Source organism: Microbacterium sp. NPDC060132 (assembly GCF_042729675.1).
In the GTDB taxonomy this organism is placed as follows: Bacteria; Actinomycetota; Actinomycetes; order Actinomycetales; family Microbacteriaceae; genus Microbacterium; species Microbacterium sufflavum.
Genome location: NZ_JBHWXU010000001.1, coordinates 1,029,019 through 1,046,063, shown reverse-complemented (window position 1 = coordinate 1,046,063; position 17,045 = coordinate 1,029,019). Strand labels below are relative to the sequence as shown.

General features: G+C 71.2%; 18 protein-coding genes. 12 read left to right on the top strand and 6 right to left on the bottom strand.

Annotated elements, in window-relative coordinates:
* Positions 1–73 precede the first annotated feature (73 nt).
* Positions 74–643: a dihydrofolate reductase family protein gene (locus ACFWCH_RS05250; protein ID WP_378803061.1), complete on the bottom strand. Its 570-nt coding sequence runs from the start codon at positions 641–643 to the stop codon at positions 74–76.
* Between the two features lie 70 nt (positions 644–713).
* On the opposite strand from ACFWCH_RS05250, the gene ACFWCH_RS05245 reads away from it, so the two are divergent.
* The 7 genes from ACFWCH_RS05245 to ACFWCH_RS05215 all read left to right on the top strand — a co-directional run bounded on the left by ACFWCH_RS05245 (position 714) and on the right by ACFWCH_RS05215 (position 6,812).
* Positions 714–1,280 (top strand): TetR/AcrR family transcriptional regulator, encoded by a 567-nt coding sequence (locus ACFWCH_RS05245; protein WP_378803060.1) that lies wholly within the window; start codon positions 714–716, stop codon positions 1,278–1,280.
* A 111-nt stretch (positions 1,281–1,391) separates the two neighbouring features.
* The gene (locus ACFWCH_RS05240) at positions 1,392–2,726 is read left to right on the top strand and encodes a GAF domain-containing protein (protein ID WP_378803059.1); all 1,335 of its coding nucleotides are present in this window, start codon (positions 1,392–1,394) and stop codon (positions 2,724–2,726) included.
* A gap of 9 nt (positions 2,727–2,735) precedes the next feature.
* Complete coding sequence (locus tag ACFWCH_RS05235) at positions 2,736–3,848, top strand: epoxide hydrolase family protein (protein WP_378803057.1); 1,113 nt, start codon at positions 2,736–2,738, stop codon at positions 3,846–3,848.
* Positions 3,849–3,957: 109 nt separating this feature from the next.
* Positions 3,958–5,508 (top strand): aldehyde dehydrogenase family protein, encoded by a 1,551-nt coding sequence (locus ACFWCH_RS05230; RefSeq protein WP_206252179.1) that lies wholly within the window; start codon positions 3,958–3,960, stop codon positions 5,506–5,508.
* Positions 5,509–5,623: 115 nt separating this feature from the next.
* On the top strand, positions 5,624–6,010 hold the full coding sequence (locus tag ACFWCH_RS05225; protein ID WP_206252180.1) for a DUF779 domain-containing protein: 387 nt from the start codon (positions 5,624–5,626) through the stop codon (positions 6,008–6,010).
* A gap of 30 nt (positions 6,011–6,040) precedes the next feature.
* Positions 6,041–6,316, top strand: a complete 276-nt coding sequence (locus tag ACFWCH_RS05220) for a DUF1778 domain-containing protein (protein WP_136033841.1) — start codon at positions 6,041–6,043, stop codon at positions 6,314–6,316.
* Complete coding sequence (locus tag ACFWCH_RS05215; RefSeq protein ID WP_378803056.1) at positions 6,309–6,812, top strand: GNAT family N-acetyltransferase; 504 nt, start codon at positions 6,309–6,311, stop codon at positions 6,810–6,812. The genes ACFWCH_RS05220 and ACFWCH_RS05215 overlap by 8 nt, the downstream gene beginning before the upstream one ends.
* Here ACFWCH_RS05215 and ACFWCH_RS05210 read toward each other — a convergent pair.
* Complete coding sequence (locus tag ACFWCH_RS05210; protein ID WP_136033845.1) at positions 6,802–7,716, bottom strand: LysR family transcriptional regulator; 915 nt, start codon at positions 7,714–7,716, stop codon at positions 6,802–6,804. The genes ACFWCH_RS05215 and ACFWCH_RS05210 overlap by 11 nt on opposite strands.
* A gap of 104 nt (positions 7,717–7,820) precedes the next feature.
* On the opposite strand from ACFWCH_RS05210, the gene ACFWCH_RS05205 reads away from it, so the two are divergent.
* Both ACFWCH_RS05205 and ACFWCH_RS05200 read left to right on the top strand, forming a co-directional pair.
* Entirely contained in the window at positions 7,821–9,200 is a 1,380-nt protein-coding gene (locus tag ACFWCH_RS05205; protein WP_378803055.1) for an MFS transporter, read from the top strand.
* On the top strand, positions 9,197–9,943 hold the full coding sequence (locus ACFWCH_RS05200) for a 3-hydroxybutyrate dehydrogenase (protein ID WP_378803054.1): 747 nt from the start codon (positions 9,197–9,199) through the stop codon (positions 9,941–9,943). The genes ACFWCH_RS05205 and ACFWCH_RS05200 overlap by 4 nt, the downstream gene beginning before the upstream one ends.
* Positions 9,944–9,955: 12 nt before the next feature.
* Here ACFWCH_RS05200 and ACFWCH_RS05195 read toward each other — a convergent pair whose 3' ends face one another.
* On the bottom strand, positions 9,956–10,594 hold the full coding sequence (locus ACFWCH_RS05195; protein ID WP_378803053.1) for a TetR/AcrR family transcriptional regulator: 639 nt from the start codon (positions 10,592–10,594) through the stop codon (positions 9,956–9,958).
* Between the two features lie 63 nt (positions 10,595–10,657).
* Here ACFWCH_RS05195 and ACFWCH_RS05190 point away from each other — a divergent pair, with 63 nt between their 5' ends.
* The gene (locus ACFWCH_RS05190) at positions 10,658–11,971 is read left to right on the top strand and encodes a glycosyltransferase (protein WP_378803052.1); all 1,314 of its coding nucleotides are present in this window, start codon (positions 10,658–10,660) and stop codon (positions 11,969–11,971) included.
* 216 nt (positions 11,972–12,187) lie between these two features.
* Here ACFWCH_RS05190 and ACFWCH_RS05185 read toward each other — a convergent pair whose 3' ends face one another.
* Both ACFWCH_RS05185 and ACFWCH_RS05180 read right to left on the bottom strand, forming a co-directional pair.
* Positions 12,188–13,297 carry a hypothetical protein gene (locus tag ACFWCH_RS05185; RefSeq protein WP_378803051.1) on the bottom strand — a complete coding sequence of 370 codons (1,110 nt, stop codon included), beginning with the start codon at positions 13,295–13,297 and terminating at the stop codon, positions 12,188–12,190.
* On the bottom strand, positions 13,294–14,265 hold the full coding sequence (locus ACFWCH_RS05180; protein ID WP_378803050.1) for a hypothetical protein: 972 nt from the start codon (positions 14,263–14,265) through the stop codon (positions 13,294–13,296). The genes ACFWCH_RS05185 and ACFWCH_RS05180 overlap by 4 nt, the downstream gene beginning before the upstream one ends.
* Positions 14,266–14,343: 78 nt before the next feature.
* On the opposite strand from ACFWCH_RS05180, the gene ACFWCH_RS05175 reads away from it, so the two are divergent.
* Positions 14,344–14,703: a hypothetical protein gene (locus ACFWCH_RS05175; RefSeq protein ID WP_206252185.1), complete on the top strand. Its 360-nt coding sequence runs from the start codon at positions 14,344–14,346 to the stop codon at positions 14,701–14,703.
* Positions 14,704–14,710: 7 nt separating this feature from the next.
* Here the strand turns inward: ACFWCH_RS05175 and ACFWCH_RS05170 are convergent, their stop codons facing one another.
* Complete coding sequence (locus ACFWCH_RS05170) at positions 14,711–15,298, bottom strand: Lrp/AsnC family transcriptional regulator (RefSeq protein ID WP_206252186.1); 588 nt, start codon at positions 15,296–15,298, stop codon at positions 14,711–14,713.
* 152 nt (positions 15,299–15,450) lie between these two features.
* On the opposite strand from ACFWCH_RS05170, the gene ACFWCH_RS05165 reads away from it, so the two are divergent.
* Positions 15,451–17,037 (top strand): ABC transporter substrate-binding protein, encoded by a 1,587-nt coding sequence (locus ACFWCH_RS05165; protein ID WP_136035825.1) that lies wholly within the window; start codon positions 15,451–15,453, stop codon positions 17,035–17,037.
* Positions 17,038–17,045 lie beyond the last annotated feature (8 nt).

The window sequence follows — 17,045 nt, the reverse complement described above, 5'->3', positions numbered from 1 at the left end:
ACGGATTCGGAGAACGCCATTGCCAGGGCGGCCGGGAGGGGGTATGGGACCCGCCCTCCGGGCCGCCGGGCGCTCAGTTCTCGTGGCGCCTCTCGAACTCGGAGAACACGACGCCGGACTCGTACGCGGTCGTCTCCACGGCGTCGAACCGCTCTGGGCGATACGGGCGCTCTCCGAAGAGGGGGATGCCCGAGCCGAAGAGGAGCGGCTGGCGTTTGAGCACGAGCCGGTCGATCTCGTCGGCGAGGGTGGCCGCGAGGGCGCTGCCTCCGCACAGCCAGATCGCACCGCCGTCCTCCTGCTTGAGCCGGCGAACGACCTCGACCGGGTCTTCCGCCGTCACCTCCAGGTTCTCGGCCTCGGCCGTGTGCGCGCGGCTGAACACGATCTGGCGCAGGTGCCTGTACGGGCTCGGCAGGCCGCCCACCTGATAGGTGTTCCAGCCCATCAGCACGGTGTCGAACACGTCGTTGCGCTGCTCGATGCCCAGCGCCTCGGCGGCGACGGTGGGGATCGTGTCGGCGAACCGGGCGTTGATGCCGTCCATGTGGTCGCCCTCGACGAGGAAGGCGTCGAACTCTCCGCCCGGTCCGGCGATGAAGCCGTCGAGCGTGACGGCCACGTAGTACACGAGTTCTCGCATGATTCTCCAATCACTACATCTGTCGCGGTTGAGACTACAACAACCGTAGTGATTGCGCTAGGGTCGAGGCATGGTCAAGAACGAGTCGCGTCGCCGCGTGATCGCCGACGCCGGGCTGACGGTGCTGGCCCGCGAGGGCTCGCGCGGACTCACCCACCGGGCCGTCGACGTCGAGGCGCAGGTGCCCATGGGGACCACGTCGAACTACTTCCGCAGCCGCGAGGCCCTGATCGAAGGACTCGTCGACCGCATCGGGGAACGGCTCGCTCCGACCCCCGAGGATCTGGAGCGTCGCGCCGCCGGCACCCCCGGCCCCGCGCTGTTCGCCGACTACGTGCGCGACATCGTGCGTCGGCTCACCGGCGACCGCGACGTGACGCTCGCCCTGTTCGAGCTGCGCCTGGAGAGCGCCCGGCGCCCCGAGCTCGCGGCCGTGCTCGGCGCGTGGCAGCGCGCGGGCTTCGACGCCGACGTGGCCTTCAACACCGCGGCGGGCCTGCCCGGCGGACGCGCGGAGATCGCCCTGTTCCACTACGCGATCGACGGCCTCCTGCTCGACCGCCTCACCACCCCGATCGACCCTGACACCTCGACCGATGCCGTGATCGACGCCCTGGTCGCGGGCCTGCTCCGCTGAGCCTTCGAGCCCCTGCCCGGGAGGAGTCCCGCGGGGGCGCGAGGCGATATTCCGCCGCAGGTCCAACGCTCCTACACTGAGGGCACGCCCGTTCTCGACGAAGGAGATCGCGTGTCTGCACCGTGGCAGGGAACCCACGGGTCTCTCCCCGAGGCCCCGCGCCTGCTCGTCGAGCGTGCGCACGAGGAGCTGATCGCCGGGAACCTCGACGACCGCCGCCTGCAGGAGGTGCGCCCGCTCGTCCGGGAGTCGTGGGAGCGGTCATGGCGGGGTCGCGTCGGACCGGAAGGGCTTCCGCCGCTCGACCTGCACGCCGAGGAGCTGGAGGAGTACCGCCTCGCGCATCCGCTCGCCTCCGCGATGGACCTGATCCGTGCCCTGCTGCTGCCGGGCTCCTCGGAGGACTCCGGGGTCGTGATCGCCGTCGGCGACCAGGCCGGGCGGCTGCTGTGGATCGAGGGCGACGCGCAGCTGCGCTCGCTCACCGACGGCATGGGCTTCGTGGCGGGGGCGAACTGGTCGGAGGCCGCCGTGGGCACCAGCGCACCGGGCACCGCGCTCGCCCTCGGGCAGTCGGTGCAGATCCGCGGTGCCGAGCACTACAACCGGCTCGTGCACCCGTGGTCGTGCAGCGCGGCGCCCGTGCGCGACCCGGAGACCCAGCGGGTGCTCGGCGTGATCGACATCACCGGCGGCGCCGAGGTCGTCACCCCGCAGGCCCGGCTGCTCGTTGACGCGACCGCCCGTGCCGTCGAGTCCGAGCTGATGGTGGCCCGGCTGCGGCGGCGCGCCGAATCCCCGCGCGGCCGTCCCTCCCCGAAGCCCCGAGCGACGGCGACCGCCCGCGTGCGGCTGCACGTGCTCGGCCGCGACCGCGCGCGGCTGGAGACGGAGTCCGCGCACGAGGAGGCGGTGATCGAGCTGAGCGCGCGGCACGCCGCCATCCTCCTGATGCTCGCGGTGCACCGGCAGGGGCTCTCCGCCGAACGGCTGTGCGAGCTGGTGTACGGGCCCGACGTGTCGCCCGACACCCTGCGCCCGGAGATGGTGCGGCTGCGGAAGGTGCTGGAGCGCACGGCTCCCGACCTGGTGCCCGAGTCCCGCCCGTACCGGCTGCCCGTGCCGCTCGAGACCGACGCCCACGACGTGCTGTCGCTGCTCGACCGCGGCGCCCACCGCGTCGCGCTCACCGCCTACCGCGGTGCCGTGCTGCCCGAGTCGACCTCACCGGGCGTGGAGGAGTTCCGCGACACCGTGCGCGCCGCGCTCCGGGAGGCGATGCTGTCGGAGGCGAGTCTCGACGTGCTGCTCGCGTACGCGGACATCCCCGAGGGGCGGGAAGACGCGGAGGTGCTGCGGCTCGCGCTGGAGATGCTGCCCGCGCGCTCGCCGCGGCGGGCGGGCCTGGTCACCCGCATCGAACGCGCTGTCGGTGGCCCCGCGTAGCGTCCGGGCATGACCGAGATCCGTCCGTTCCGGGTGCACGTGTCCGACGAGGTGCTCGACGATCTGCGCGCCCGCCTTCGACGCGCGCGGCTGCTCGACGACTCGCCCCGGCGCATGCGCTCCGGCATGAACGCGGCCTGGCTGCGCGAGCTCGTGCAGTCCTGGGCGGAGTGGGACTGGCGGGCGCGGGAGGAGTGGCTCAACGGCTTCCCGCAGTTCCTCGCCGAGGTCGACGGCACCGACATCCACTTCGCGCACCTGCGCTCCGAGCGGCCCGACGCCCCGGCGCTGCTCCTCATGCACGGCTGGCCGCACACGTTCGCGCTGCAGCTCGACGCCGCGGCGCTCCTCGACGACGTCCACGTGGTGGTCGCCAGCCTGCCCGGTTTCGCGTTCTCGCAGCCCTACGCCGACGGTCCGGCCGACGAGCGGCGTTTCGCCGCCACGATGCACCGGCTGATGACCGAGGTGCTGGGCTACGACTCCTACGTCACCTACGGCGAAGACGTCTCGGCGAACGTGAGCGATCTGATCGCCGCGTCATACCCCGAGCAGGTGGCGGGCATCGTCGCGACCCATGCGCACTTCGGCACGCCGGAGGAGCGGGCGGCCAGCGACGACCCGGAGGTGCAGGCGTTCTTCGCCCGGCTCGACGCCGAGCACGGACCGAACGGGTCGTACGGGCACGTGCAGTGGGCGCGGCCCGACACGCTGGCCGCGGCGCTCAACGACTCCCCGGCGGGGCTGCTCGCGTGGATCGCCGAAAAGCTGTCGGAGTGGGCCGACACCGACGGCGACGACCCGGCGGCCGTGGAGGCCGTGATCTCGCGCGACCGCATCCTCACCGAGGCGATGATCTACTGGGTCACGCAGAGCATCGCGAGCTCCTTCCGGCCGTACTACGAGGGCGCCGACACTCCGGCTCCGATGCCGCCGGTCACGGTTCCCGCCGCGGTGTTCATCCAGCGCCACGAGCACGACTACCCCGAGGGGCTCGCCCGCGGCTACTACCGCGACCTGCGCGTGTTCGAGCGGCTCGAGCACGGCGGGCACTTCACGATCGCCGAGGTGCCGGGGGCGATGGCCGAGCGGTTCCGCGCCTTCCTCGCCGCGCTCCCCTGAGGCTGCAACCTCCTGCAACGTTGCGCACGGGGCTGCAACGGGGAGCCGCCTAGCGTCGGAGACAGCCGCTGAGCATCGAGGCCGCGGCCCACCCGTCGAAGGAGACCCCATGACCATCGTCGAAGAAGACGTGTCCCTCGCCTACGCCGCTCCGGGGCAGCCCGGTGCCGTGGCCACCTATCGCCCCCGCTACGGGCACTACATCGGCGGCGAGTTCGTCGAGCCCGTGAAGGGCCAGTACTTCGAGAACATCAGCCCGGTCAACGGCAAGCCCTTCACCGAGGTGGGCCGCGGCACGAGCGAAGACGTCGACCGCGCGGTCGACGTGGCGTGGAAGGCGTTCGCCACCTGGGGCAAGACCAGCCCCGCCGAGCGTTCGGTGCTGCTGAACCGCATCGCCGACCGGATGGAGCAGCACCTGGAGGCCATCGCGGTCGCCGAGACCTGGGAGAACGGCAAGCCCGTGCGGGAGACCCTCGCCGCCGACATCCCCCTCGCGATCGACCACTTCCGTTACTTCGCCGGGGTCCTGCGGGCGCAAGAGGGCGGCATCAGCCAGCTCGACGAGAACACCGTCGCGTACCACTTCCACGAGCCGCTGGGCGTGGTCGGACAGATCATCCCGTGGAACTTCCCGATCCTGATGGCCGTGTGGAAGCTGGCGCCGGCGCTCGCCGCGGGCAACTGCATCGTCATCAAGCCGGCCGAGCAGACCCCCGCCTCGATCCTGTTCCTGTTCGACCTGATCGGCGACCTCATCCCGGCCGGCGTCGTGAACATCGTGAACGGGTTCGGCATCGAGGCCGGGGCGCCGCTCGCGCAGCACAAGCGCATCCGCAAGGTGGCGTTCACGGGCGAGACCACGACCGGGCGGCTGATCATGCAGTACGCGTCGCAGAACCTCATCCCGGTGACGCTGGAACTGGGAGGCAAGAGCCCGAACGTGTTCTTCGAAGACGTCGCGCGCTCCACGACCGACCCGTTCTACGACAAGGCGCTCGAGGGGTTCACGATGTTCGCGCTGAACCAGGGCGAGGTGTGCACGTGCCCGTCGCGGGCGCTCATCCAGCGCTCGATCTACGACGGCTTCCTCGCCGACGGGCTGGAGCGGGTGAAGAAGGTCGTGCAGGGCAACCCGCTCGACCCGGCGACGATGATCGGCGCGCAGGCGTCGAACGACCAGCTGGAGAAGATCCTCAGCTACATCGACATCGGGAAGCAGGGCGGGGCGCGACTGCTCGCGGGCGGTGAGCGGGCCGACCTCGGCGGCGACCTGAGCGACGGGTTCTACGTGCAGCCGACCGTGTTCGAGGGCACGAACGACATGCGCATCTTCCAGGAGGAGATCTTCGGCCCTGTGCTGTCGGTCACCTCGTTCGACGACTTCGCCGACGCGATCTCGATCGCCAACGACACCCTGTACGGTCTCGGCGCCGGGGTGTGGAGCCGCAGCGGCGACACGGCCTACCGCGCCGGCCGGGCGATCGAGGCCGGCCGGGTGTGGACGAACACGTACCACCAGTACCCGGCGCACGCCGCGTTCGGCGGGTACAAGCAGTCCGGCGTCGGCCGGGAGAACCACAAGATGATGCTCGACCACTACCAGCAGACGAAGAATCTCCTGGTGTCGTACGCCGAGGGCCCGATGGGCTTCTTCTGATCCGCCTCCCGGGCGGGCGCGGCAGCGTCCGCCCGGGATACTCCGGTCGTCGAGCGAGCGACGCGCGAGCGGCGGGGTCTCGCTCGACGACCGGGCACCACGGAAGGACGAGCACATGACGGCGAGCACCCCCGAGCGGGTCGCGGTGACGGAGCCCGCGGCCGCACTCGTGCGTGAACTGACCGCGCAGCACGGTCCGCTCATGTTCCACCAGTCGGGCGGCTGCTGCGACGGCTCCGCGCCCATGTGCTACCCCGTGGGGATGTTCCTCACCGGTCCGGGCGACGTGCTGCTCGGACGGCTCGACGTGGGGCTGACCGAGCCCGTGGAGGTGTTCATGTCGGCGTCGCAGTTCGAGTACTGGAAGTACACGCACCTCACGATCGACGTGGTCCCCGGTCGCGGCGCCGGCTTCAGCGTGGAGGGCCCGACGGGTCTGCGGTTCCTCATCCGCTCGCGCATGCTCGACCCCGCCGAGCTCCTCTCCCTCGGGCTCGCCTGACCGTACGGTGATCTGCCGTACACTGGGGCGATGAGTACTCCCCTGAAGAACGCCCGCCTGGAGTTCCGAGTCACCTCGGAGCAAAAAGCGGCGATCGAGGAGGCGGCTGCCATCGAGGGTCGTACGGTGACCGACTTCTCCGCTGCGGCCCTCGTGGAGCGGGCGGAAGAGGTGATCCAGCGCGACCGCAGGATGCTCGTCGACATGGTGCGCTTCGACGCATTCATCGAGGTGATGGACCGCCCGGCGCGGTCCATCGACGGGCTGCGCACGCTCCTGGACCGGGAGTCCGTGTTCGTTGACTGAGTTCCTCACGCCGCGGCCGCTCGCCGTGGGCGACGCGGTCGCCGACTTCCGGTGCGGGGTGGAGAGCCTCGATATCTGGCTCCGCGGGCGCGCGCGTCGCAACGAGAAGAGCGGCGCATCGCGCACCATGGTCTCGGTCACGCGCGAGGGCCGGGTGGCCGGGTATTACTGTCTGTCCGCGAGTTCGCTCGACCGTGCCGAGGGTCCCCGTCCGGTGTCGGCAGGGATGCCGTGGTCCGTGCCGGTCGTGCTCCTCGGTCGGCTCGCCGTCGATCAGGAGTTCTCTGGGCTCGGGCTCGGGGCCTCGCTGCTGCAGCACGCGACCCTCCGTGCGCTGGAGGCCGCGGCCACGATCGGCATCCACGCCGTCCTGGTGCACGCGATCAGCGACGAGGTCGTGCCCTTCTACGAGCGCTTCGGCTTCACGAGCTTTCCCGGAGAGCGCCGCACGCTGTACCTGCTGACGAAGGACGCCCGCGCGACGCTCACGCGGTGAGGCCGTCGAGCATCGCCCGGGAGGCGCGGGTGCGGGCGCGCAGCGCGTCGGCGAGTGCGGCGACCGCGGGGAGCCGCAGCGACTCGGGCCGGGCGACCATGTAGTACGGCAGCTTCTCGGCGAACACCGACGGCAGCAGTCGCACCAGGTCGTCGTGGCGGTCGGCGGCGAAGCACGGCAGCAGCCCGATGCCCGCGCCCGCCCTGGTCGCCTCCACGTGCACGAACACGTTCGTCGACGTGAGGCCGTCCTGCATCCCGGGCACGAGCCGGCGCGGGAGGTCGAGTGCGTCCACCTGCAGCATCGAGTCGACGAAGTACACCAGGCGATGCCGCTCCAGCTCCTCCCGCGTGGCCGGCGTGCCCGTGCGCGCGAGGTAGTCGCGCGAGGCGTACATGCCGAGCGTGTAGGTGCCGAGCTTCACCGCGTGGGCTCTACGGGTCTGGGGTGCGCCGACCACCACCTCCAGGTCGAGCCCGGCGCGGTGCTCGGCCGCCCGACGCGTCGCGGCGACGATCTCGACGGTCAGCCGCGGATGCTCGAGGCGCAGGTCGGCGATGGCGGGCGCCGCGATGTAGGCGCTGAAGCCGTCCGTGGCCGACATCCGCACGACGCCCGCGACCGGGTCGGGGGTGTCGCCGCCGCCATCGTCGAGCTGCGACAGTGCGGCCTCGATGCGTCCTCCGGTCTCGGCGGCGGTGCGCCCGAGGTCGGTGAGCTCCCATCCGGATGCGGACTGAGCCACGACCCGTCCGCCGAGGGCGTCTTCCAGGGCGGCGATGCGCCGGGCGACCGTGGTGTGGTCGAGGCCGAGGTGCGTCGCGGCGCTGGTGTAGCGACCGGTGCGGGCGACCGCGAGCAGCACGAGCAGGTCGTCAGCCCGGGGTCGCCTCGTCGCCTCCATTCTGCAATTATGCACAGGGGCTGCGCGTGACTGGGCATTGCTGCAGCCTTAGCGCCCGCCGACACTGGTCGGGAGGTGTCACCGTCGACACCCGAAGGAGAGACATGGCATCCCCCACTGCTGCATCCCCGACCGCCGCACCCCCGTCGAAGCTCAAGCGCGTCGTCGCGGCCTCCATGGCCGGCACCGTCGTCGAGTGGTACGAGTTCTTCCTCTACGCCACCGCCGCGAGCCTGGTGTTCGGCACCTACTTCTTCCCCGCGACCGGCTCCCCGCTCGACGGCATCATCGCCGCCTTCGTCACCTACGCGGTCGGCTTCATCGCGCGCCCGCTCGGCGGCATCGTGTTCGGGCAGATCGGCGACCGCTTCGGCCGCAAGCCCACCCTGCAGGCCACGATCATCATCGTCGGCGCCGCGACCTTCCTGATGGGCTGCCTGCCCGGGTTCCAGAGCATCGGCTACTGGGCCCCCGCGATGCTCGTGGCCCTGCGGTTCATCCAGGGCTTCGCGGTCGGCGGCGAGTGGGGCGGCGCGGTACTGCTGGTCGCGGAGCAGAGCCCCGACCGCTCGCGTGCGTTCTGGTCGAGCTGGCCGCAGGCCGCCGTCCCGGTGGGCAACCTGCTCGCCACGCTCGTGCTGCTCGTGAGCTCGTGGGTCATGAGCTCCGCCGCGTTCCTCGAGTGGGGCTGGCGCATCGCGTTCTGGCTGTCCGCCGTGATCGTCCTCGTCGGCTACTACATCCGCCGTCACGTGGAGGAGGCGCCGATCTTCCTGGAGGCGAAGGCCCAGGTCGAGACCGAGAAGGCCACCTCCTACGGCGTCGTCGAAGTGCTGCGCCGCTACCCGGTCGGCATCGTGCAGGCCATGGGCCTCCGGTTCGCGGAGAACATCGTCTACTACATCGTCGTCAGCTTCACGATCGTGTACCTCAAGTCCGTGCACGAGTACGACACCAGCCAGCTGCTGCTGGCGCTGCTGATCGCACACGTGGTGCACTTCGCGGTCATCCCGCAGCTCGGCCGGCTCGCCGACCGCTGGGGCCGCAAGCCCGTGTACCTGACCGGCGCGATCCTCAGCGCGACGTGGGCGTTCTTCGCCTTCCCGCTGTTCGACACCCTCAACCCGGTGCTGATCGTGCTGGCGGTGACGATCGGGCTCTGCTTCCACGCGTTCATGTACGCGCCGCAGCCGGCCGTGATGGCGGAGCTGTTCCCGACGCGCATGCGCTACTCGGGCGTCTCGCTGGGCTCGCAGGTGACGGCCATCCTCGCCGGCTCGCTCGCCCCGATCCTGGCGATCCAGTGGCTGCGCGACTTCGGCTCCTGGCTGCCGATCGCGATCTACATCGTGATCGCCTGCGTGGTCACGGCGATCGCCGTGCTGTCGCTGCGCGAGACCACCGGGATCTCCCTGCAGGCGATCGACGACGAGGACGCGGCGCGCACCGCGGCGCGGCTGGACGCGGAGAAGGCCACCGCATGACGGATCTGTCCGGACGCCGGGCCCTCGTGACGGGCGGAGCGAGCGGGATCGGCGCCGCGTGCGTGCGCGCGTTCGCCGCCGCGGGGGCCCGGGTGACCGTCGCCGACATCGACGGCGACGCGGCGCGGGCCCTCGCGGCGGAGGTGGGCGGGGAGGCGTGGCAGGTGGACCTGTCCGACGTCGCCGCGCTCGCCGAGGTGCGGATCGACACCGACATCCTTGTGAACAACGCGGGCGTGCAGCACGTCAGCCCCATCGAGGAGTTCGATCCGGAGCGGTTCTCGTTCCTCCTGCGGCTGATGCTGGAGGCGCCGTTCCTGCTGATCCGCGCCGCCCTCCCCGGCATGTACGAGCGAGGGTTCGGGCGGGTGCTGAACGTGTCGAGCGTGCACGGCCTGCGGGCCTCGCCGTTCAAGGCGGCGTATGTCGCGGCCAAGCACGGGCTGGAGGGCCTGTCGAAGGTCACGGCGCTGGAGGGCGCGGCCCACGGGGTGACGAGCAACTGCCTGAATCCGGGCTACGTGCGCACGCCGCTGGTGGAGAAGCAGATCGCGGATCAGGCGCGGCTGCACGGCATCGCGGAGGACGAGGTGCTGGAATCGGTGCTGCTCACCGAGTCCGCGATCAAGCGGCTGGTGGAACCGGAGGAGGTCGCGGCGCTCGCGCTGTGGCTCGCGGGCGACGCGGCGGGCATGATCACCGGAGCAAGCCACACGATGGATGGCGGCTGGTCGGCGCGCTGACGCGCAAGCGCGTCAGGGTCGTGTGACCTCGGCGAGCACCGTCGTGCGCAGCCAGTCGACGTAGCGGGCGGGCGTCCACCCGGACTGCGCGACCAGCTGCTGGTAGCTCTCGGGCGACAGCAGGAACGACAGGGCATCGGCGGTCGCGTCGGTGTCGGTGGCCGCGGGGGCGATGCCGCGCCGCACCAGCTCCGCCACGAACCCGCGGTAGTCCGCCGCCCGGTTGTCCAGGATGCGGCGGAGCGCTTCGTCGACGACGGGGTCGGACAGCGCGGCCCCGAGCAGGACGGTCCACAGGCCGTGCCCGCGCTGGTTGGCCGTGGTGATCTGGGTGAGCACGCCGTCGAGGAATGCGTCGTCGGGCAGGTCGAGCAGTCCGGAGGCGACCTCCGTCTCCACGAGTGACTCCGCGGCCTCCGACCCGGAGAACGTCACCTCGAACGCGGCGATCAGCAGCTCGGCCTTCGCCGCGGTGGTCTTCACGGTCTCGGCCGACACCCCGGCCTCGCGGGCGATGGCAGCGATCGTGGTCGCCTGGTACCCCTGCGACGCGAAGAGGCGGGCGGCCGCGGCGACGATGCGCGCTCGCGTCTCCTGGGCCTGGCGGGTGCGCAGGGCGGACGTGTAGGCACGCGGGGCGGCTTCAGCCATTGACTTTCCTCAGGGGGTGATGAATACTTCGACGGTACAGTCAATCCTAACCGAAGGCACGCCATGTCCAGCTACCTCCTCACCTGCACTCCCGCTCACGGTCACGTGCTGTCCCTCCTGCAGGTCGCCCGGCACCTGGTCGACGCCGGGCACGAGGTCGGATTCCTCACCAGCGCCCGCTACGCCGACCGGGTGCTGGCCAGCGGCGCCCGCTTCCTTCCGCTGCCGCCCGAGGCCGACGTCGACCTCGACGACGCCGACGGCGCGTTCCCCGAGCGTGCGGGTCTCACCGGCCCCGCAGCACTCCGGTTCGACATGAGCACGCTGTTCGTGCGGCCCGGTGCCGCCCAGCTCGCGGCCGTGCGCGCCGAGCTCGCCTCCCGTCGCATCGACGCCGTCCTCACCGAGCCGCTCTTCGTCGGGGGTGCGCTGCTGCAGCTCCTGCCCGCGGCCGAGCGGCCGCCCGTGATCGCGCTCGGGATCTTCCCCCTCGGAGCCCGCAGCGTCGACACCGCGCCGTTCGGGCTGGGCGTCACCCCGATGCGCGGGCCGCTGGGGCGCCTGCGCAACGCGGCCCTGCGGCTCGTCGCCGAGCGCGCGATCTTCGGCGGGGTGCAGCGGGATGCCGACGACATGGCGCGGCAGACCGTCGGCCGCGACCTCGGCGGCTTCGTGCTGGACTGGGCGGGACGCACCGACGCCTACGTGCAGTTCACGGTGCCCGAGTTCGAGTATCCGCGCGGTGACCTCCCCGACACGGTGCACTTCGCCGGACCGCTGCCCACGACCGCGTCCGACGCCCCGCTGCCGGACTGGTGGGACGACCTCGACGGCGACCGCCCGGTCGTGCACGTCACCCAGGGCACCATCGCCAACTCCGACTTCACCCAGCTCGTGCTGCCCGCGGTGCACGGGCTCGCGCCGTCCGACCTGCTCGTGGTGGTGACGACGGGCGGGCGCCCGAGGAACAGCCTTCCCGCCGACCTGCCGGAGAACGTGCGGGTGGCGGAGTACCTGCCGTACGACCGGCTGCTGCCGAAGATCGACGTGCTGGTCACCAACGGCGGGTACGGCGGCGTGCAGCAGGCCCTCGCCCACGGGGTGCCGATCGTCGTCGCCGGCCAGACGGAGGACAAGGTGGAGGTCTCGGCGCGCGTGGGCTGGTCGGGCGCCGGCGTAAACCTCCGCACCAACACCCCGGCGTCCGCCCAGATCGCCGCGGCCGTGCACCGCGTGCTGGCGCAGCCGTCGTTCCGCGTGGCGGCGGAGCGCATCGGCACGTCGATGCGCTCGGCCGATGCGTGGTCGACCCTGGATGGGGTGCTCGACCGGGTGACGCGGTCGTGGCCGGCGCGGGAGACCGTCGCGGAGAGCTGAACGAGCGGTCCATTCCGGCGCATGGACGCAACAGGACGCAACGTCGACCGGTATACCATCCTGGGTAGGCGCCTCCCGGTGTCAGTCCCCAGCTGACCTGGCGGGCGAGACGGCATCGCCGTCATGCGGAGGGAACGTCGGAATTCCTTTCGATCTCGAGGGGGGATGGGGTGGGAGTCGATCCCCAGACGACACCCACCCCCACTTCGCACGCGGTCAGTTCCAGCGCGTCAGCAACCAGAACGCCGCGAAGCCGATCACCACGATCAGGGGAAGCCACGTCCCGGTGCGCTTGAGGCGTCGTCCCTGCGGCGCGACGCCCGGCGGCGGAGTCAGCAGGCCGACCGGCGGAGCGAACGGCAGTGCGTGCCCGCCGGAGGATCCCGCCGTGACGGGCGGCGTCCCCTGCGCAGCCAGCCGATCGTCGCGCCATCGCGCCCACTGGTCGAACTTCGTCAGCAGCGCGCCGACCGCGCCGAACAGCCACGCCCACGTCGCCGGATCCAGCGTCGACGCCTTGCGCTGCGTGTACAGGAACAGCCAGTCGTCGACGATCTCCACGTCGAGCTGTGCGGCGTTGTCGATGAACCGCGCCATGATGTCGGGCGTGAAGAGGTAGAGCGCATCCTGCTCGTAGCCCTCGGGGCAGTACAGGGTGAAGTGCCGGTCGAAGTCGCCCTCGAGCGACAGCCGCTGCGCCCGCTGGAACGACGCCGGAAGGTTGGAGCCGAAGCCGTTGTTGCCCGTCGCGTCGAGCACGATGTTGGGCAGCGGCACGTCGAGCTTCACGGCCACGTAGCCCCAGCGGTAGGTCGTGGAGTTCTTCCCCGACTGCACCGTGTACTGGTAGTTGCCGAACTCCACGAACCGCGGGTGGCTGCCGCGCACCAGGTCCGTGGCGAGGCGCGACCGGCCCAGCTGGAAGATCATGCCGGGCAGCGGCGGGTCGTCCACGCGCGGCTCGTACGTCATGCCGTTGGCCTGGGCGAAGCGGTGCAGCCGGTAGCGGGTGGCCTGACCGTTGCGCACGGCCATCCAGATGAGCACGCCGACCGCGGCCGCGAGCAGCACGATCAGCACGAGCGGGATCGCGGCCGCGCCGGGGGATCCGGTGGATGCGGCCAGGCTCAGCACCACCGTGAACAGGATCGGCAGCATCACCAGCCCGGCGATCGACACGGCGACGATCGCGATGATGGAGGACACCGCCATGCCCGATGTGCGCCGCGACCGCAGCTCGGCGGCGAAGGCGCGCACGGCGGCCGGGTCGACCGGTTCCGTGAGGGGACGGGCGTCGAAGCTCGGCGCCGGAGCGGGCGCCGTCACCGGTTCACCTCGTCGGCGTCCCACGTGAGGTCGGCGCCCTCGCGCAGGGCCAGCGCCTCCAGGCGCTCGTCCGTGCAGATCGCGCGGACGAGCTCGGGCGAGCCCGCGACGATCGTCGAGTCGAAGTCGATCTCCGAGACCAGGACCCAGGCGCGGTCGTCGGGCCACAGCAGGCTCGGACTCTGCGCCGACGGCGGGAACCCGTGCTCCTCGGCGGCGAGGTCGCGCCACGGCGCCCGCAGGACCCAGTCCGGATCGGCGAACTCCGATGCTCCGGCGGTGAACGGCACGTGGTCGCGCTGGGGGAGCCGCAACCGGGGCCCCTCCGAGATCTCGCGCGACAGGATGCCCTCCTGCCAGGTGGGCTTGCGGAAGCCGTTGTTGAACGGATCGTGGGTGCTGCGCTCCAGCATCGCCCGGTGGTGGGGGTCGTCGTCGAACCCGAGGAACGCGCGCGACGGCGTCTGTCCGAAGAAGCCGACCAGCCCGCCCCATCCCTCCCACAGCGCCGCGACCCCCGCGTCGGGTGTCGCGGTGTGCGCGGCGAGGTGGCCCGCCAGCACGGACAGCAGGTCGGGGTCGAGCTCCCCCTCCGCAGGGGCGTTGTACTCGCGCCCGTCCGGGCCGATCCGGGTGCGCCAGTCGCCCTCGACCGGGGTGCGCACGATCCGCTGCCACTGTGCGAGTGCGTGCATCGTGGTGCCGAAGACCGCGGCGGTGTCGGCCCAGGTCACGCGCTCGCCGGAGAACTGTGCGTCGAGCCGGCGGCGCTCGGGTTCCGGCAGGCGCTCCCACTCGTCGGGGGTGGGGTACGGGCGGTCGGGCAGGGAGCGCACGACCCCCGGATGGAACACGCGCGCGTAGGCGGGGAACCCGCGCGGCACCACGCCGTGCATGCTCGCGGTCACGTCGTCGTCGAGGCGGTCGCGCAGCCAGGCGCCGGGGCTCGGGTCGGCCATCCACTCCATGCGACCCACGGTACCGGCCGGGCCCGGGCGCCCGGCCTCCCGCGCGGCGGCGTCTGCGGCATCCTCCATAATCGAGGGGTGACTGCGACTGCGACCCTTCCCTCCCTCGACGGCCGACGCTTCCGCATGGTGTCGTCCACCACCTCCGCCGTCGACCCCGACGCCCCCAGCATCTTCGAGTACTTCGAGCGCGACGGCGCCATCTGGGGCGGGTACGAGGGCGACACGGTCACGTTCGGCAAGTTCGTCGGAACCCGCACCGCCGACACCATCTGGGTGTCGTTCGTGCACGTGCTCAAGACCGACGGCACCGTCGTCACCGGCGACGGCGAGAGCGAGCTCGAGCTCACCGACGACGGCCGCATCCGCCTCGTCGAGCACTACGAGATGCACGGCCTGCCGCAGCTGAGCGTGGTCGAGGAGATCCCCGCCGCCTGACCCCGGGTCAGCGGGGCGGGAGGGTGTCGCGGCCGGGGGAGGCGGGCGTCCAGCGGGTCATGCCGAGCGGCACCTCGGTGTCGCGCTCCGGGAGGTCGGCGGGCAGCAGGTAGGGGCGGCGGACCACCTCGTCGAGCACCACGACGCTGACCACGGTGCGCACCTCGGGCAGCTGCGCGATCACCCCGGTGGAGAACTCGTGCACCCCGCTGACGTCGACCGCGCGGATCAGCAGCATCGCGTCGTGCTCGCCCGTGGTGATGGCGCACCACTCCACGTCGGGCATCTCGATGATGCGCTCCCGGAACGAGGCCCAGGCCTGCGGCATGACCGTGACGAACACGAGCGCGCCGATCGACAGTCCGGCCTTGGCGTGATCGACGCGGGCGCTGAAGCCGGTGATGACGCCGTCGTGCACCAGGGACTCGACCCGGGTGTACGCGCTGGCGCGGGAGATGCCGACCTTCTCGGCCAGTGCGGCGATCGAGACGCGACCGTTATCACGCAGCACATCGAGGATTCTGTACGCCGTCTCATCCAGTGGGGCGGCACTTCGTCCAGAAAGCTTCGACGGATCCGCATCCTTGCTGGACATATTGCTCCTGACATCCGAGGTTCTGGACAAAGCGTGCCGATGTGACCCGCACTTGCTGGACACATCGTCGCATATGATGCGAATCTGATCACCGGTCGTCCACATCGGACATCACCGGAACCCGAATGTACTCCTCGCCCTTGGAGGCCCTCATGTCGTCACGCCGTTTCACGCCGGTCATCGCGCTCGGAGCCGTCGCGCTCCTGGCGCTCGCGGGTTGCTCGGGAGGGAACTCGGCGAACAACTCCGACGCGTCCCAGGGCTCCGACTCGCTCGTCATCGACACCGCGTTCTCGATCGAGACCGCCGACCCTGGTCACACCTACGACCCGACCGGCAATATGATCGCGAAGGCCCTGTACGAGACCCTCGTCGACTTCGAGGGCTCCGACGTCTCCACGCCGGTCCCCGGTCTCGCCTCGTGGGAGCAGAACGACGCCGCGACCGAGTTCACCTTCACGCTCGAGGGCGACCGCGTCTTCTCCGACGGCTCGCCCGTCGAGGCGAAGGACGTCGTGTTCTCGCTGCAGCGCATCCAGGGCATGGAAGACGCCAAGCCCAACTTCCTGCTCGGCGGCCTCACCATCACCGAGGTCGACGACAAGACCATCCGGTTCACGTCCGAGACCCCGCTGCTGCAGCTCCCGGCCATCCTCGCGAACCCGGCCCTCGGCATCGTGAACTCCGACGTGGTGATCGAGAACGGCGGCGCGATCGACGGCACCGACTCGGCGCAGGAGTTCCTCGACGGCGAGTCCGCGGGCTCCGGGCCGTTCGTGCTCGACACGCTCGACCTCAGCTCGCAGGTGGTCCTGAAGAGCAACGACGAGTACAACGGCGACGAGAAGTCGGCCTACAGCCGCGTGGTCGTGCGCAACGTGTCGGAGAGCGCCACGCAGCTCGCCAACCTCAAGGGCGGCGACTCGATGGTCGCGATGGACCTCAACGGCGACCAGGTCGCGGGCCTCGGCGACGACATCACGGTCGACTCGGTCCCGTCGGGCCAGACCATCTTCCTGCTGCTGAACCAGTCGCCCGCCGTGGCCGGCGAGCTGGCCAACGTGAAGATCGCCGAGGCGATCCGCTACGCACTCGACTACGACGCCCTGCTCGAGCTCGCCGGTGCGGGCGCCGTGCAGGCGACGGGCGTGATCCCGCCCGGATTCGAGGGTGCGCTCGACGGCGGCGTGGAGCAGGACCTCGACAAGGCGAAGGCCGCGCTCGCCGAGGCCGGCTACACCGGCCAGACGCTGAAGCTGCAGTTCCCGAACGACTACCCGGTCGGCGGCGTGGAGTTCACCCCGCTCGCGGAGCGCGTGCAGGCGCAGCTCGAAGACGCCGGCATCACGGTCGAGCTCGCCCCGGCCCCGTTCGCGACCGAGCTCGACGCGTACGTCAACGGCACCGAGGGCTTCGGCCTGTGGTTCTGGGGTCCGGACTACGCCGACTCGGCGAACTTCCTCCCCTTCGCTCCCGGTCTGAAGGTCGGCCTGCGCGCCGGCTGGGCGGCCGAGGCCAACCCGGAGATCGCGGGCATCGCGGCGGGTGCCGCGAGCGCCACCGACCCCGCGCAGCGCGAGGCCGCGTTCACCGAGTTCGCCGAGGCGATGCAGGAGCAGGGTCCGTTCGTGCCGCTCATCGTCCCCGGCCGCAACATCTCCTCCGCGAGCGACGTGACCGGTGCCGTGTACAACTCCGTGTGGGAGATGGACATCGCCGAGATCGCCCCGGCCGGCTGAACGGACCT

Excerpts from the sequence above, each read along its gene's own strand:
- ACFWCH_RS05250 (WP_378803061.1), bottom strand. The coding sequence starts at position 643 with ATGCGAGAACTCGTGTACTACGTGGCCGTCACGCTCGACGGCTTCATC.
- ACFWCH_RS05245 (WP_378803060.1), top strand. The coding sequence starts at position 714 with ATGGTCAAGAACGAGTCGCGTCGCCGCGTGATCGCCGACGCCGGGCTG.
- ACFWCH_RS05235 (WP_378803057.1), top strand. The coding sequence starts at position 2,736 with ATGACCGAGATCCGTCCGTTCCGGGTGCACGTGTCCGACGAGGTGCTC.
- ACFWCH_RS05230 (WP_206252179.1), top strand. The coding sequence starts at position 3,958 with ATGACCATCGTCGAAGAAGACGTGTCCCTCGCCTACGCCGCTCCGGGG.
- ACFWCH_RS05225 (WP_206252180.1), top strand. The coding sequence starts at position 5,624 with ATGACGGCGAGCACCCCCGAGCGGGTCGCGGTGACGGAGCCCGCGGCC.
- ACFWCH_RS05220 (WP_136033841.1), top strand. The coding sequence starts at position 6,041 with ATGAGTACTCCCCTGAAGAACGCCCGCCTGGAGTTCCGAGTCACCTCG.
- ACFWCH_RS05210 (WP_136033845.1), bottom strand. The coding sequence starts at position 7,716 with ATGGAGGCGACGAGGCGACCCCGGGCTGACGACCTGCTCGTGCTGCTC.
- ACFWCH_RS05205 (WP_378803055.1), top strand. The coding sequence starts at position 7,821 with ATGGCATCCCCCACTGCTGCATCCCCGACCGCCGCACCCCCGTCGAAG.
- ACFWCH_RS05200 (WP_378803054.1), top strand. The coding sequence starts at position 9,197 with ATGACGGATCTGTCCGGACGCCGGGCCCTCGTGACGGGCGGAGCGAGC.
- ACFWCH_RS05195 (WP_378803053.1), bottom strand. The coding sequence starts at position 10,594 with ATGGCTGAAGCCGCCCCGCGTGCCTACACGTCCGCCCTGCGCACCCGC.
- ACFWCH_RS05190 (WP_378803052.1), top strand. The coding sequence starts at position 10,658 with ATGTCCAGCTACCTCCTCACCTGCACTCCCGCTCACGGTCACGTGCTG.
- ACFWCH_RS05180 (WP_378803050.1), bottom strand. The coding sequence starts at position 14,265 with ATGGAGTGGATGGCCGACCCGAGCCCCGGCGCCTGGCTGCGCGACCGC.
- ACFWCH_RS05170 (WP_206252186.1), bottom strand. The coding sequence starts at position 15,298 with ATGTCCAGCAAGGATGCGGATCCGTCGAAGCTTTCTGGACGAAGTGCC.
- ACFWCH_RS05165 (WP_136035825.1), top strand. The coding sequence starts at position 15,451 with ATGTCGTCACGCCGTTTCACGCCGGTCATCGCGCTCGGAGCCGTCGCG.